A 14,969-nucleotide genomic window follows, 5' to 3' on the forward strand; every position below is an offset into this window, starting at 1 on the left:
ATTCAAAATATCAAGGACTTTTTTCATTTTAGGAAGTACATTATTTCTTCCATCCCCAATCTCTATATACACCTGCATAAGTATCAGGATAATTAGCTTTTAACAAAAGAAGCAGTGCCACAGATACTTTGTTTAATTGCTTTCTCAGTTCATTTTTTGTAGCTACGTTGGTACTTACTGTGCCATCAGTAGCGTTTGCCGCATCTAGCGTGGTTTTGTATTCAGCAGTAATACTGGTCCAAAAAGTTTTACCATATTCTTCATTATCAAAGCCGTCTGCAGTAATAGCTGCTAGCATTAAGGCTAGGGCTGCCAGCCTTTCTTCATGGTCTCTTGGTAGTTGGTAAGCACTTGCTTGTTTAATTATGCCATAGCGGCTAAACTGTGGTATGGCATTGGCTTTTTTAAATTTCTTTTGTATATATACTTTTACTTCTGCTACTGCTTCATCTATTTTTTTGTCTAGTGTCTGTAGGGCTTTGGTAAGCGCAGGGCGCTTACTACCAGTAGTGTTACGGGTAGTTAATGCGGTGCGATAGGCTTGAACAGTAGTTGCAAAACTTGCTTGCGTTACCCAAACTAAAGTAAGTGAAGGGTTTAAAGCCCACTTAGTTGCTACTGCTTCCATAGTTGCTAAAAAATCGATGTCTTTTTTAGGAATGTTGTTGGCTGATGTACCTAAAGTTGTAGGTGTACCGCTAGTTGATGGTGTCGCATCGGGGCTAAATAGTTTTACTTTTTCATACAATACAATGCATTTTTTGTAATTAATTAATAGTTGAATGTACGAATAATATTGTATATAATGTTGTAAACTGCCAATATTTTCTTAATACATTAACAGTGTGGCAGCAACTGCATACTTATAATTGCATTACATGTATCAAATGGAAGCCACAGTGCTTTGGTAATGGCATTACAAGGGGCTTGTGGAAACCATTGTTAGCTGATAATTTGAGTAATTATGCTGTGTTGGAGTAAAAGAGGGATGGTATTGGAATTTTGTGGGCAGGGGGGGTGGTAATTGTTTGATATTAGAAAAATAATTTGGCTGAATGTCTGAAAATTATATTTTTATTGCATTATATTATTAAGCAAGCCAACTGTTATGAAGCTTTTTACTAGAGTAGTTTTTACTGTTGTTACATTATTTGTTGTGGCAACAGGTGTTAAGGGGCAGGCGCCAACCATTAGTTCTTTTAGCCCTAGTAGTGGTGCAGTGGGTACATTGGTAACAATTACAGGAACAAATTTTAGTATTATTCCTGCAAATAATATTGTATATTTTGGGGCGGTGAAGGCAGTTGTTAATTCTGCTACGCCTATTACTTTGGTGGTTGTAGTTCCAAATGGGGCTACATATGAGCCAATCACTGTGAATGTAAATGGATTAATTAACTATTCTAGAATCCCATTTATTGTTACGTTTCCTGGAAGAGATGCAGGATTTAATAATTATTTATTTGCACCCAAAATTGATTCAATGCTTAGTACTTTACCTAGTGCCACTCCTGTTGGTATTACTAAGGCTGATTTAAATTTAGATGGAAAGATTGACATTATTACAGCTAACGGTAACAATTCATCCGTTTCAATATTTAATAATACTAGTTCAAATGGAAGTATTTCTTTTTCATCACCTGTGAATCTTTTTTTAGGTATTTCTACCCAAGCCATTGCAAGTAGCGATTTGGATGGTGATGGAAAGCTAGATTTGGTTATATCTAATTCAAACTTCAGTACTTTGGCAATTTTGAAAAATACTAGTGTGGGTAGTAATATCGCATTTGCTAGTCCGATTTATGTCACAACTGGGTCCAGTACAATTGATGTAGTTATTGGGGATTTAGATAATGATGGTAAAGAAGATATTGTTGCTGTTAATAAAACATCAAATTCGCTTTCCTTTTTTAAAAACACTTCCACATTGGGGACTATCTCATTTTCATCAAATCAACAGGTAAATGTTGGGGTAAATTCAAATGCAATATCGGTCATTGATTTAGATAGTGATGGAAAGATGGACTTGGTTACCGTTAATAGTTCTAATAATACAATTACCGTTTTAAAAAATGTCACTAGTTCTGGAGTTATATCTTTTGTAAACAGTACATACCAAGTTGGTTCAAATCCCTCCTCAATAGCATCTGGCGATATAGACTCTGATGGAAAGCTAGATTTAGCAATTGCAAATTATAATTCCAATACGGTTTCAATATTTAAAAATTTAAGTTCCCCTGGCTCTATAATTTTTGATAATAAAATAGATATTGCTACTGGGAGTAGCCCCCGTAACATAGCAATAGCAGATATTGATGGGGATAGCAAAGTAGATATTGCAACTTCAAATAGTTTATTACGAAATGTGACTACAACATCAATATCATTTACACTTACTACCAATTATAATTTTGGAGAAGTATTTTGTTTTGCTGATATAAATAATGATAGTAAAATGGACGTATTAGGTGCTAAATATTCTGCACCAGACGGCTTTTTATCTATTTCACGTAATAGAGTGGATGAACCTGTTATTCAATCTTTTACACCTACTGCGGCAGGAGAAGGTGGAATAGTCACTATACAAGGCTATAATTTTTTAGGTGCCACTAATGTTTCATATGGCGGTACTACATCTGCATCTTTTACAATATTGTCAGATACGGTTATTACTTCTGTAATTGGTATTGGTTCAAAAGGCAAAGTGAGCGTAGATAATGTCTATGGTAGAGGTGAAGCTGATGGTTTTATATATAGGCCAGTTATTAACTCATTTTCACCTGCCACGGCTGTTGCAGGAAGTAATATAAATATTGCAGGTTCAGGGTTTAGACCAATAGCAGCAGATAATATTGTTTACTTTGGCGCTGTTAAAGCAGTTGTTGTCGCATCTTCAACAACCGCTCTAAATGTAATAGTACCTGCATGCGCAACTTATGGTCCTATTAGTGTTACAACTGTCAATAATAATCTCACCGGATATTCAACTCGTCCTTTTGGATTATCTTTCGTAAATGATACACTTTCTATCAACTCATTTGCCCAGAATATTGATTTTACAACAGGAAGTACACCCATTTTTATAGCTAATGGCGATTTGAATAACGATGGTAAATCTGACCTAGTCACTGTTAATTTTGGTGTAAAATTTTCTTTATCGTTGTTTCGTAATAAAAGCATACCTGGTACAATCAATTTGAATAACAAGCAAGATATTATAACAGGGGGCATTGATACAGGTTCAAATTGTATTCGTCTTAACGACTTAGATGGGGATGGAAAACTGGATATAGTACTTGTTAATAATGGTAATGCACCTACCTCATTTAATTCCACATTTAGCACTTTACGAAATACAAGTACAGTTGATTCAATAATGTTTGATATTAAGAATGACTATCTAACTGGTTATCAAAGTAATCCTTCTAGTGGTGCTGTTTCAGATATCGATGGTGACGGAAAACCTGAAGTGCTAGTAGTGAATGAAGGCGCAAGTACAATTTCAATATTTAAAAATACTAGTACTGTTGGGAGTATCTCATTTGCCGCAAAACAAGATTTCCCTTTGGCATACGGAAAAGATATTACAATAAATGATTTTAATGGGGATAATAAACCAGATATAGCGATAGTGAGTAGTCTAAATTCTAAAATATCTATTTTAAGAAATACTAGTTCTGCCACTAGTATTTCTTTTGCAAGCAAAATTGATTATTCTACTGGTAATAATGTATCATCTAATAGCATTTTTAGTGGAGATCTTGATGGGGATAATAAACCAGATATCGTTGTAATAAGTGTACCAAATTATCTTATTTCGGTGTATAAAAACATAAGTACCATAGATAGTATTGCTTTTGCTCCTAAAATTGATTATATCATTGGAAGTGGTGCAGGTCTTTATTCAATAAGAATAACGGATTTGGATGGTGATGGAAAACCAGATATTGCTTTAGTAAACCAGGGTAATACAGTAGTTGCGCTAAAAAATAATAGCACCTTGAATGATATTGTTTTCGGGTTACCAATAAATTATGTTTTAGCAGATGTTACTGGTGGTGGCAGAGGCCCAAGAAGTATAGTTTTAGGTGATTTAGATGGCGATGGCTTACCAGATATTGCTACAGCAAATCAAAGTTCATCCACAATTTCAATTCTAAAAAATAAAAAAACAATTTCACTTCCCCTTAATCTTCTTACCTTCTCTGCACAACAACAAAACAATAATATCGCCCTTACTTGGCAAACTACCAATGAAGTCAATACCTCTTTCTTCACTATTCAGCGCAGTGTAGATGGTTCTAGCTTTAGTAATATAGGTAAGGTAACAGCAAAAGGCGATGGTAGTTATGCTTTTGCAGATAATCAGTTGCCTAGTGCTTCTGTAGTTTACTATCGTTTACAAATGGTAGATAAGGATGGTAGTTTTACTTATAGCAAAATAGTCAGTTGTCAGTTGTCAGGTATTAGTAGGGCATTAACGGTTTATCCTAATCCTGTAAAGGATAATCTATTTGTACAAATAACCTCAACGAAAGCAGAAAAAATAACCCTACAATTGACAGACTTACAAGGTAAACTACTGCAACAAGAAGATACACAAGTTGGTATAGGTAATGTGTCATTATCTGTAAATACAAGTGCTTTGGCAAATGGTAGTTACGTATTGGTTGTAAAGGGTAGTGGTGGCGTGCAACAAAAACAATTTGTAAAGGAATAGATTGCTTCGTACCTCGCAAACACGAATAAAAATCGGCTGCTCATAATGATGTGAGCAGCCGATTTGTTTTATTATTTATTCTTTATTCTAGGGGCATCTTTATTTTCCTTCTTCTGTATCAAATCTATCCACTCTTTGAATACCGTTAAGTCCTTTTAATCTTGCTACAAGTTCTTCTAGTTCTTCTTTATCGTGAACAAATACTTTTACTGTGCCTTCAAATATGCCTTCACCGCTTTCTATGGTGAGGGCGGCGATATTGATGCTAAGCTCGCCACTGATAACATTGGTAATTTTATTAATTACACCTACATCATCTACACCAATAATCCGCAAGCCGGTTAAGAAAGAGATTTCTTTGTTTTTAGCCCACTTGGTTTTTACCACTCTATGGCCGTAATTGGCCATTAATTGTGTGGCATTTGGGCAGTTGGTTCTATGGATAATTAAGCCTTTACCAGTACTTACAAAACCAAATACCGCATCACCTGGTATCGGGCTGCAACATTTGGCTAGCGAGTACATAATTTTATCGCTGCTTTCGCCAAAAATGATGAGTTCGCTATCTTTTTTGCTATAATGCTTTTGTGGTTCTACTGTAACTTCTTGTACAATTACCTTTGGTTTTGGTAATTCTAGTTTATCGCCTAAAACGTTAAACTCTTTCAATTCTTTTAGGTCGTTGGCTTTTACAGCAATATTATAAAACAAATCCAACTGGGAAGAGAGTTTGTAAAAACTCATCAACTCATCAATATTATATTGGCTGTATGCCGCACCCATGCCTTCTAGCTTGCGTTGCAAAATATATTTACCATCTTCTGCAATCTTACGTTTTTCTTCACGCAGGCTATCTTTAATCTTTGCTTTTGCCTTGGCGGTAACAACAATGTTTAACCAATCTTCACTAGGTTTTTGTTTGTTGCTCGTAATAATTTCAATTTGGTCGCCACTGCGCAGTTTGTGGCTTATGGGTACTAGTTTGTGATGCACTTTCGCACCAATACATTTAGCCCCAACGGCACTGTGCACAGCAAATGCAAAGTCTAAAGCAGTACTGCCTTTAGGTAGCATTTTTACCTCACCTTTTGGTGTGTACACGTAAATTTCTTCTGCTAAAAAAGAGGTTTTGAAGTCGTTTAAGAAGTTAACACTATCGGTATCTTCTTGTGCTAGTACTTCTCTTATTTGTCCAAACCATTTGTCAAATCTGTCTTCATCGCTGCTGCCTTCTTTGTATTTGTAATGCGCTGCCAAACCTTTTTCGGCAATTTCATTCATACGCTTGGTGCGTATTTGTACTTCTACCCATTTACCCTGTGGCCCCATAACCGTGGTGTGTAAGGCCTCGTAACCATTGCTTTTTGGGTTGCTTAGCCAGTCACGTAAACGTTCGGGGCTAGGTGTGTATTCATCGGTAATCATTGAATATACTTTCCAGCATTGCTCTTTTTCTTTTTCTGCAGGTGCATCTAATATTACACGTATGGCAAAAAGGTCGTACACTTCTTCAAAGGACACCCCTTTTTTCTTGATTTTATTCCAAATAGAATGGATGCTTTTTGGCCTGCCATAAATTTCAAAATTAAAGCCTGTAGCTGCCAGTTTTTCTTTTAAAGGGCGAATAAATTCGTTGATATAACGTGTTCTTTCTCGCTTGGTATCTGATAATTTTTTTGCAATGTCTTTGTAAGCATCTGTTTCCAAATACTTCATCGACAAATCTTCTAGCTCGGTTTTAATACTGTACAAACCCATTCTGTGTGCCAATGGTGCATAGACCCACACGGTTTCCGAAGCGATTTTTAATTGCTTTTCTTTTTTCATGCTGTCTAGCGTACGCATATTGTGCAAGCGGTCGGCTAGTTTTATTAGTATTACCCTTGGGTCGTCGGTAAGGGTTAATAAAATCTTTTTAAAGTTTTCTGCTTGTTGGCTAGTATTGGTATCTACTATGTTAGATATTTTGGTAAGGCCATCTACAATTTTCGCTATTTCAGAACCAAATTCTCTGGTAATATCTTCCAATGTAATATCCGTATCTTCAACTGTATCATGTAGCAAAGCGCAAATGGTGCTTCTAACACCAAGTCCAATTTCTTCAACACAAATCATGGCTACTGCTAATGGATGCAAAATATAAGGTTCGCCACTTTTTCTGCGCATGGTTTTGTGGGCTTCTACCGCCATTTCAAAAGCGGTACGTACCAGTTCTCTATCGCCCTTTTTAAGTTTTGGACGCAAACTGCGTAGCAAGGCACGGTAATGGCGAAGAATCTCTTTTTTCTCTTGTTCGGGCGTCAAATTATACTTTGGCTGTGCTATTGATTCTACTATTTGTTGCGCTTCCATCATAGATAATGAATATAAGACAATATGGGCTGATTATTAAGTAAGAGTTAACTGTAAATTTTTTGGCTGCATAAGTCTTATAAATTTCCAGTAATAACAAACGATAACCTGCCAATGCTGTTACATTTGTGACCATTATGAGTGATACAACCAAAAAAAAGGCACTAGATTTATCGATAATGAAACGTGTGTTTCATTTTGTAAAACCCTACCGTAGCTTCTTTATTGCTAGTTTAACGCTAGCTATTATCATGGCTATTTTTGCGCCTGTTCGCCCTTACTTGATTCAGTTAACGGTTAACAAATCGATACACAATAATTTGCCAGTACCACATTGGATTCAGCAAATTATTTTCTTGAAAAATAGCAACGATATTTTTCAGTTTATCATCAATATTACCATTTTTCAAATTATATTTTTATTTGTAGAATCGGCTGTGCGCTTTGCATTTACATTTATTACTTCATGGCTTGGGCAGAATGTGGTAAAAGATTTACGTGTAACGGTGTACGAAAAAATTGTGAGTTTAAATTTAAGCCAATTTGATAAAACACCCATTGGTACGCTTACCACAAGAACCATTAATGATATAGAAAGTATTAACGATATTTTTAGCGATGGGTTAATACCAATAGTCGCCGATTTGCTCACCATTATTATTACACTTGCCACTATGATTTGGATGGATTGGCGGGTGACATTGGTAAGTTTGGTTCCTTTTCCTTTTTTAATTGTGGCCACATATTATTTTAAAGAGAGCGTGAACAAAAGTTTTATGAAAGTGCGAAATGCAGTGGCAGCACTTAATGCTTTTGTGCAAGAACACTTAACAGGTATGCATATTGTGCAAGCTTTTGCTGCTGAAAAGCGAGAATTAGCCAAGTTTAATGTCATTAATAAAGAACACCGCAATGCTAATATCAAAGCCATTTTTGCTTATAGTGTATTTTTCCCTGTGGTAGAATTGGTATTGGCAATCAGTACGGGTTTGTTAGTTTGGTGGGTGGCCGACAAAAAGTTAGATGCAGGTTTGTTAGTAGCTTTTATTTTGTACCTCAACCAAATATTTCGCCCATTGCGCGTAATTGCAGATAAGTTTAACGTAATTCAAATGGGGATGATTGCGGCCGAACGCGTTTTTAAAGTATTGGACAATGAGAATGTATTGGTAGAAAGTCCTCAGTCAACAGTCAATAGTCAACAGCACTTAGAGCCAATAAAAGGACAAATTAGTTTTGACAAAGTTTGGTTTGCCTACAATGAGGAACATTATGTGCTAAAAGATATTTCTTTTGATGTAAAAGCAGGGGAGACGGTGGCTTTGGTAGGGCATACAGGTAGCGGTAAAACGTCTATTATTAGTCTGCTAAATCGATTGTACCATATCCAAAAAGGAACAATATGCATTGACGATATTAATATTGAAGATTATCCGATTGAGAAGTTACGTAGTAGTATAGGTGTGGTATTGCAAGATGTGTTTTTGTTCTCAGGTTCGGTGCTAGATAATATCACGTTAAGAAATCCATTAATTTCCAAACAAGCTGCTATTGATGCCTGTAAAATGATAGACTTGCATGACTTTATTATGCAATTACCTGGCGATTATGATTATAATGTAATGGAAAGAGGTAGTACTTTGAGTTTAGGACAAAGGCAATTGATTTCTTTTGCAAGAGCTTTATTATATAATCCTGCGATATTAATTTTAGACGAAGCTACTTCTTCAATTGATACAGAAAGCGAATTATTAATACAAAAGGCAATTGATACTTTGATTGCAGATAGAACGTCGATTGTGATTGCACATAGATTATCTACCATACGTAAAGCTAATAAAATTATTGTATTGGATAAAGGTGAAATTAAAGAAATTGGCAATCATGAATCACTATTGGCTTTGGGTGGATTTTACAGTAAACTGCATGAAATGAGCTATGATAAACAACCTGTTATTGGTTAATTAATAGAATAAATATCTCATTTTGTTATTACGTGTGATTTTTTTATGGTTTGAATAGATAATTAGAGTAATGATATGCTTGGGTAAAGTTACATTAAAACCGATTGCTTTTTCAGCAATTTGTTTTGAGAATATGTACAATTGTTTAATAACTTTTTTCCACTTTTGATTCTATTGGGTTCTATTTTTTGTCTGTATCCCCTTATCTTCGCCGCAAATTTGAGAATAGATATGGCGTCGAAAATCATGAAATCTTTATTGGCAGGGGCTTTCAGCATTATTTTATCATTTTTAACAGTGTCTGCTTTTGCGAATGATACCCTTCAAAATGCTGCTGCTGAAGAACATCATGTAGAAAAAAAAGAAGGCGAGGAAAAATTTAACGTTACTGAAACAATTCTCGATCACATTAAAGATGAACATGGTTGGCATTTATGGGGTCACACAACTGTGCCTCTACCAGTCATCCTATATACAAGAAATGGCATAGATGTGTTTAGCTCTGCACATTTAATCAATGAACACCACGAACCAGTTGTATTTGTTAGTAAAAACAACTACAAATTATTTGAAGGTAAAATTAAAATTGTAGACGCTAAAGGAAATATAGATCAAAATGCTACTAAAGGTTTATATGATTTGTCAATTACCAAAAATGTGGCTTCTATGTTACTATCTGTAACGCTGCTATTATTGGTGTTTTTATCTGTAGCTTCTGCTTACAAAAAAACTGGCGTTACAACTGCACCTAAAGGTTTACAATCATTCTTGGAACCACTAATCTTATTTGTTAGAGACGATGTAGCAAAACCGAATATTGGTGCTAAGTATGCTAGGTTTATGCCTTTTTTACTCACTATTTTCTTTTTTATTCTAATCAATAATTTACTTGGCTTAATTCCTTTCTTTCCAGGTGCTGCTAACGTAAGTGGTAATATCGCTTTTACATTTACATTGGCTTTCTTTACATTGATTATTGTAAATATTAATGGTAATAAGGATTATTGGAAACACATTTTCTGGATGCCTGGTGTACCAGTGCCAATGAAAATTTTCTTATTGCCAATTGAGTTAATTGGTGTATTTACTAAACCTATCTCTTTAATGATTCGTTTGTTTGCGAACATTACGGCAGGGCACATTCTTGTATTAAGCTTAATTTGTTTAATCTTCATCTTTAAATCTGTACTTACATCTGTAGTAGCTGTACCATTTGCAGTATTTATTGGCGCTATTGAATTATTAGTAGCTTTCTTGCAAGCGTTCATTTTTACATTATTGGCTTCATTATATATTGGTTCAGCTATTGAAGAACACCATCATCATGAAGCGCATCATTAATAAATAACTTTTTTAATCATCAAAAACTCTACAACATGTTAGGAGGAAGTATTGCTGCACTAGGTGCAGGTTTAGCTGCAATAGGCGCTGGTATTGGTATCGGCCAAATTGGTAAAGGTGCTGTTGAAGGTATTGCACGTCAGCCAGAAGCTGCCAACGATATTCGTACAAGTATGATTATCGCAGCTGCATTGGTAGAGGCGGTATCTCTATTTGCTGTGGTGGTTGCCCTTTTGGGTAATGGCTAGTACGCATTTGTACGCTAAGCACAATGGTTTTTAAGAAAGCCCAACGCAAAGGGCAATGGGCTTTCTTGATTTTTTGTAAGATGATTGTTAAGACAAAATAACTAACGCATGTTTTTAGAAATTAATCCATTAGTATTACCAGATTTTGGTCTAGTAATATGGAGTACTGTAGCCTTTTTAGTATTATTATTCTTGTTGAGCAGGTTTGCTTGGAAGCCAATCATGGCTGCTATTAGCGAACGTGAGTCTGGTATTGCAGACGCTTTGTTGCAAGCTGATAAGATGAAAGCTGAAATGGCTAGCTTGAAAAACGAGAACGAGGTGATGATGAACCATGCTCGTGAAGAGAGAGCCACTATGATTAAAGAAGCAAAAGCTGCTTCGGATAAAATGATTGCTGAAGCAAAAGATAAAGCGAAAGCTGAGTACGATAAAATTATTGCAGATGCACAACAGGCTATTCTGCAACAAAAAAATGCGGCCTTAACTGATGTTAAAAATCAAGTGGGTGCATTGGTAATTGAAGTGAGTGAGAAGATTTTAAGAAGAGAACTAGCAAATAAAGCTGAACAAGAAAGTTATATTCAGCAATTAGCAGAAGTAGTTAAGTTGAACTAATTTGGAATTTGAAATTTCAAATTTAAAATTGAAGAAATGCCTAATCCACGTTTAGCAGCAAGATATGCCAAAAGTTTAGTTGATCTTTCTATGGAAAGAAATCAATTAGAAGTGGTGTACGCTGATATGAAATATTTACAGGCTGTTTGTAAAGCTAGCAGTGAGTTCGTTGCACTTTTGGTAAGTCCTATTATTAAGGCTGACAAAAAAGAAGCCATCATTTCTGCGGTTACAAGTAGCAACGTAAGTGAGCTAACTACGGCTTTTATTAAGTTGTTGGTTACTAAAGGTCGCGAATCTGATTTGTATGAAATTGCCAATGCTTTTATTGGTCAGTATAACGATATTAAAGGTATTCGTACCGTTACTTTAACTACTGCTGTAGCTATTAGCGATGAATTGAAACAAAGCATTCAAGCTAAAGTAAACAATACACAAGCTTCTGGCTCAGTAGAATTAGAAACTAAAGTAAACGACAAATTGATTGGTGGCTTTGTACTTGAATTTGACAATAAATTGGTAGATGCAAGTATTTTACGTGATTTAAACGACGTAAAAAAGCAGTTCTTGAAAAATCATTATGTGTCCACTATTTAATAGCTGCGTAATATACAAAGCGTACAAGTGAGTGATACAACGAAGCTTAATAGATGTACAATCCCGATAGCTATCGGGACTGGTAACAAAAAATAAAAACACGAAAATTTTAAACTCTCAAATAATATGGTAGCAATTAAGCCGGATGAAATTTCAGCGATTTTGAGGCAACAACTAAGCAATTTTAATGCTTCTGCTGATTTGGAAGAAGTAGGCACGGTGCTTCAAGTGGGTGATGGTATTGCCCGTGTGTATGGCCTAAATGGTGTACGCAGTGGTGAGCTAGTAGAATTTGAAAATGGTGTTAAAGCCATTGCCTTGAACCTTGAGGAAGACAATGTGGGTGTGGTATTGATGGGTGAAAGTGCAGATATTAAAGAAGGTGCAAAAGTTAAACGTACTGGCCAAATTGCCTCTATTAAAGTAGGTGAGGGTGTTGTAGGACGTGTCATTAATACATTGGGCGAGCCAATAGATGGTAAAGGTCCTATTACTGGCGACCTATACGAGATGCCACTTGAGCGTAAAGCACCAGGTGTTATCTATCGTGAGCCAGTAAAAGAACCATTGCAAACAGGTATCAAAGCTATTGATGCGATGATTCCTGTAGGTCGTGGTCAACGTGAGTTGGTAATTGGTGACCGTCAAACTGGTAAAACTGCTATTTGTATTGATACTATCATCAACCAAAAAGAGTTTTACGACGCTGGTAAACCAGTATACTGTATTTACGTAGCGGTTGGTCAAAAAGCATCTACTGTTGCAGGTGTAATGAAAACATTGAACGATAACGGTGCGATGGCTTACACCACTATTGTGTGTGCTTCTGCTAGCGATCCAGCACCTTTACAGTTCTACGCACCATTTGCTGGCGCTGCTATTGGTGAATTCTTCCGTGATACCGGTCGTCCTGCATTAATTGTATTTGACGATTTATCTAAACAAGCGGTAGCTTACCGTGAGGTGAGTTTGTTATTACGTCGTCCACCAGGTCGTGAGGCTTATCCGGGTGACGTATTCTATCTACACAGTCGTTTATTAGAAAGAGCTGCTAAGGTGATTGCGAATGACGAAGTAGCTAGTCAAATGAACGATTTGCCAGCTTCCATTAAGCATTTGGTAAAAGGTGGTGGTAGCTTAACAGCTTTACCAATCATTGAAACACAAGCTGGTGACGTATCTGCTTACATCCCTACTAACGTTATCTCTATCACCGATGGTCAGATATTCTTAGAAGGTAATTTGTTTAATGCGGGTATTCGTCCTGCTATTAACGTAGGTATTTCTGTAAGCCGTGTGGGTGGTAGTGCACAAATCAAGTCAATGAAAAAAGTATCTGGTACTTTAAAACTTGACCAAGCACTTTACCGAGAACTAGAAGCCTTCTCTAAATTTGGTGGTGACTTAGATGCTGCTACTAAAAACGTAATTGATAAAGGTGCTAGAAACGTAGAAATACTAAAACAAGCACAATACACACCATTTACCGTAGAGAAACAAGTGGCTATCATTTACTTAGGTACACAAGGGTTATTAAAAGACGTTGCTGTTAAAAAAGTAAAAGATTTTGAAGCACATTTCTTAATGGAAATGGAAACTAAATTACCAGACGTATTAGCTGAATTTAAGAAAGGTCAATTAAACGACGATAGCTTAAACAAAATGGTAGAATTAGCTAAAGGCTTGTTCTCTCAGTATAAATAATCTTTTAAGATTGATATCAAAACAGCCTCGAAATTTTCGAGGCTGTTTTGTTTTTATGCTTTGGTAATACTTTTGTAGCCAGCATTTGTACTATTATTTAGCGTCTGTTGCGTCGCACACTTGTACGTCCTGTAACACTGTTCACCATTGGTGCTACGACTATTTTATAATGGATTGAATGCATTTGGGTTGAACTTGTGGCAACCGTTTAGCAATCTTTTGTTTGAAATTTACTTTTAATACAGTCTTGTTTTATTGCAACGGTTATATTTACATTTTATAAAACAATAACTGATCACATGGAACAGCAACCCAACCAATTAAATATAGAAATAAGCGAAGAAGTAGCAGAAGGCACTTATGCCAATCTTGCTATTATCACACATAGTCATGCAGAGTTCGTTATGGATTTTGTAAACGTAATGCCAGGAACTCCAAAAAGCAAAGTGAAAAGCCGCATCATATTTACGCCAATGCACGCAAAGCGTTTTATGAAAGCGATGATTGAAAATATAGAACGCTACGAAGCCGCTAATGGCCATATTAAAGATTTAGAGCAAGTAGAAATCCCCATGAATTTTGGCGGGCCTACGGCACAGGCATAGAATATTTGAGATTTGTGATTTGAAATTTCAAATCATAAATCTTAAATGATAAATTAAATATGCCCTTCATCACAAAAGCTGTAATAACCTTCGTTGCTTACAATAATATGGTCTAGCACGTTAATGTCGAAAAGGGTAGCAGCTTGCTTAATTTTCTCGGTAAGTGAAATATCTGAACGGCTAGGTTTTAAATTACCACTCGGATGATTGTGGCAGAGAATAATTGATTTGGCGTTATACTCTAACGCCTTTTTTATTATGGCTCTTGGTTCTATCATTACCATATCTATACCGCCTTCGCTTAATATCTCATGGTGAATAATATGATGTGCTGTATTTAAAAACATACATACAAATACTTCGTTATTTTTGTATTGCAATTGTGCTTTTAAATAATCTGCAATATCCCTGCTTGAATCAATTTTAGTTTTTTGCTTTTCAAAAGTATCCCTGCGAATACCAAGCTCTAGAGCTGCGGCAATCGTAATAGCCTTTGCAGGACCAAGACCTTTTATTTTTAGTTGTACCATCTCTTGATAGCCTAAACTACCAAGCCTTTGCAAATTATTATTACAAGCTAATAGTAATTCTTTAGCTAAGTCTACTGCACTTTTATTAGACGTGCCATTATTTATTAAAATTGCTAATAATTCTGAATTACTCAGTGTTGAAGGGCCTTTGAGCATTAATTTTTCTCTCGGTCTATCGTCGGAAGCCCAATCTTTTATAGCAGTCATTATGTATGTATTTAAGCCTCAATATACATCTTGTTTATTTTTTTTGTGTAAAAACATAAATAATCTTTACCACTAAGGTTTAA

At 35.8% G+C, this 14,969-nt stretch carries 11 protein-coding genes; 8 read left to right on the top strand and 3 right to left on the bottom strand.

Going from position 1 to position 14,969, the window contains the following annotated elements; genetic code table 11:
* Positions 1-40: 40 nt before the first annotated feature.
* Positions 41-748, bottom strand: a complete 708-nt coding sequence (locus tag ACFOW1_RS02530; RefSeq protein ID WP_379012126.1) for a hypothetical protein — start codon at positions 746-748, stop codon at positions 41-43.
* A gap of 360 nt (positions 749-1,108) precedes the next feature.
* Here ACFOW1_RS02530 and ACFOW1_RS02535 point away from each other — a divergent pair, with 360 nt between their 5' ends.
* On the top strand, positions 1,109-4,720 hold the full coding sequence (locus ACFOW1_RS02535) for an FG-GAP-like repeat-containing protein (protein WP_379012128.1): 3,612 nt from the start codon (positions 1,109-1,111) through the stop codon (positions 4,718-4,720).
* A 99-nt stretch (positions 4,721-4,819) separates the two neighbouring features.
* Here the strand turns inward: ACFOW1_RS02535 and ACFOW1_RS02540 are convergent, their stop codons facing one another.
* Positions 4,820-7,075, bottom strand: a complete 2,256-nt coding sequence (locus ACFOW1_RS02540) for a RelA/SpoT family protein (RefSeq protein WP_379012129.1) — start codon at positions 7,073-7,075, stop codon at positions 4,820-4,822.
* Positions 7,076-7,209: 134 nt separating this feature from the next.
* Between ACFOW1_RS02540 and ACFOW1_RS02545 the strand changes: the two genes are divergently transcribed.
* The 7 genes from ACFOW1_RS02545 to ACFOW1_RS02575 all read left to right on the top strand — a co-directional run bounded on the left by ACFOW1_RS02545 (position 7,210) and on the right by ACFOW1_RS02575 (position 14,149).
* Entirely contained in the window at positions 7,210-9,036 is a 1,827-nt protein-coding gene (locus ACFOW1_RS02545; protein WP_379012130.1) for an ABC transporter ATP-binding protein, read from the top strand.
* A 231-nt stretch (positions 9,037-9,267) separates the two neighbouring features.
* On the top strand, positions 9,268-10,377 hold the full coding sequence (gene atpB / locus ACFOW1_RS02550) for a F0F1 ATP synthase subunit A (protein WP_379012131.1): 1,110 nt from the start codon (positions 9,268-9,270) through the stop codon (positions 10,375-10,377).
* 35 nt (positions 10,378-10,412) lie between these two features.
* Positions 10,413-10,625: an ATP synthase F0 subunit C gene (gene atpE / locus ACFOW1_RS02555; protein WP_379012132.1), complete on the top strand. Its 213-nt coding sequence runs from the start codon at positions 10,413-10,415 to the stop codon at positions 10,623-10,625.
* Between the two features lie 108 nt (positions 10,626-10,733).
* A complete protein-coding gene (atpF, locus tag ACFOW1_RS02560) occupies positions 10,734-11,243 on the top strand; it encodes a F0F1 ATP synthase subunit B (protein ID WP_379012133.1) in 510 nt (169 codons plus the stop codon).
* Positions 11,244-11,279: 36 nt separating this feature from the next.
* The gene (atpH, locus tag ACFOW1_RS02565; RefSeq protein WP_379012135.1) at positions 11,280-11,840 is read left to right on the top strand and encodes an ATP synthase F1 subunit delta; all 561 of its coding nucleotides are present in this window, start codon (positions 11,280-11,282) and stop codon (positions 11,838-11,840) included.
* A gap of 126 nt (positions 11,841-11,966) precedes the next feature.
* On the top strand, positions 11,967-13,544 hold the full coding sequence (gene atpA / locus ACFOW1_RS02570) for a F0F1 ATP synthase subunit alpha (protein ID WP_379012136.1): 1,578 nt from the start codon (positions 11,967-11,969) through the stop codon (positions 13,542-13,544).
* Between the two features lie 299 nt (positions 13,545-13,843).
* Positions 13,844-14,149, top strand: coding sequence for a DUF3467 domain-containing protein (locus tag ACFOW1_RS02575; RefSeq protein WP_379012138.1), 306 nt, complete (start codon positions 13,844-13,846; stop codon positions 14,147-14,149).
* Positions 14,150-14,202: 53 nt separating this feature from the next.
* Here ACFOW1_RS02575 and radC read toward each other — a convergent pair whose 3' ends face one another.
* Positions 14,203-14,886 carry a RadC family protein gene (gene radC, locus ACFOW1_RS02580; RefSeq protein ID WP_379012139.1) on the bottom strand — a complete coding sequence of 228 codons (684 nt, stop codon included), beginning with the start codon at positions 14,884-14,886 and terminating at the stop codon, positions 14,203-14,205.
* Positions 14,887-14,969: the final 83 nt, after the last annotated feature.

The sequence above is a fragment of the Parasediminibacterium paludis genome, from assembly GCF_042651445.1.
In the GTDB taxonomy this organism is placed as follows: Bacteria; Bacteroidota; Bacteroidia; order Chitinophagales; family Chitinophagaceae; genus Parasediminibacterium; species Parasediminibacterium paludis.

Excerpts from the sequence above, each read along its gene's own strand:
- radC (WP_379012139.1), bottom strand. The coding sequence starts at position 14,886 with ATGACTGCTATAAAAGATTGGGCTTCCGACGATAGACCGAGAGAAAAA.
- ACFOW1_RS02545 (WP_379012130.1), top strand. The coding sequence starts at position 7,210 with ATGAGTGATACAACCAAAAAAAAGGCACTAGATTTATCGATAATGAAA.
- atpA (WP_379012136.1), top strand. The coding sequence starts at position 11,967 with ATGGTAGCAATTAAGCCGGATGAAATTTCAGCGATTTTGAGGCAACAA.
- atpF (WP_379012133.1), top strand. The coding sequence starts at position 10,734 with ATGTTTTTAGAAATTAATCCATTAGTATTACCAGATTTTGGTCTAGTA.
- atpH (WP_379012135.1), top strand. The coding sequence starts at position 11,280 with ATGCCTAATCCACGTTTAGCAGCAAGATATGCCAAAAGTTTAGTTGAT.
- atpE (WP_379012132.1), top strand. The coding sequence starts at position 10,413 with ATGTTAGGAGGAAGTATTGCTGCACTAGGTGCAGGTTTAGCTGCAATA.
- ACFOW1_RS02535 (WP_379012128.1), top strand. The coding sequence starts at position 1,109 with ATGAAGCTTTTTACTAGAGTAGTTTTTACTGTTGTTACATTATTTGTT.
- ACFOW1_RS02575 (WP_379012138.1), top strand. The coding sequence starts at position 13,844 with ATGGAACAGCAACCCAACCAATTAAATATAGAAATAAGCGAAGAAGTA.
- ACFOW1_RS02540 (WP_379012129.1), bottom strand. The coding sequence starts at position 7,075 with ATGATGGAAGCGCAACAAATAGTAGAATCAATAGCACAGCCAAAGTAT.
- atpB (WP_379012131.1), top strand. The coding sequence starts at position 9,268 with ATGGCGTCGAAAATCATGAAATCTTTATTGGCAGGGGCTTTCAGCATT.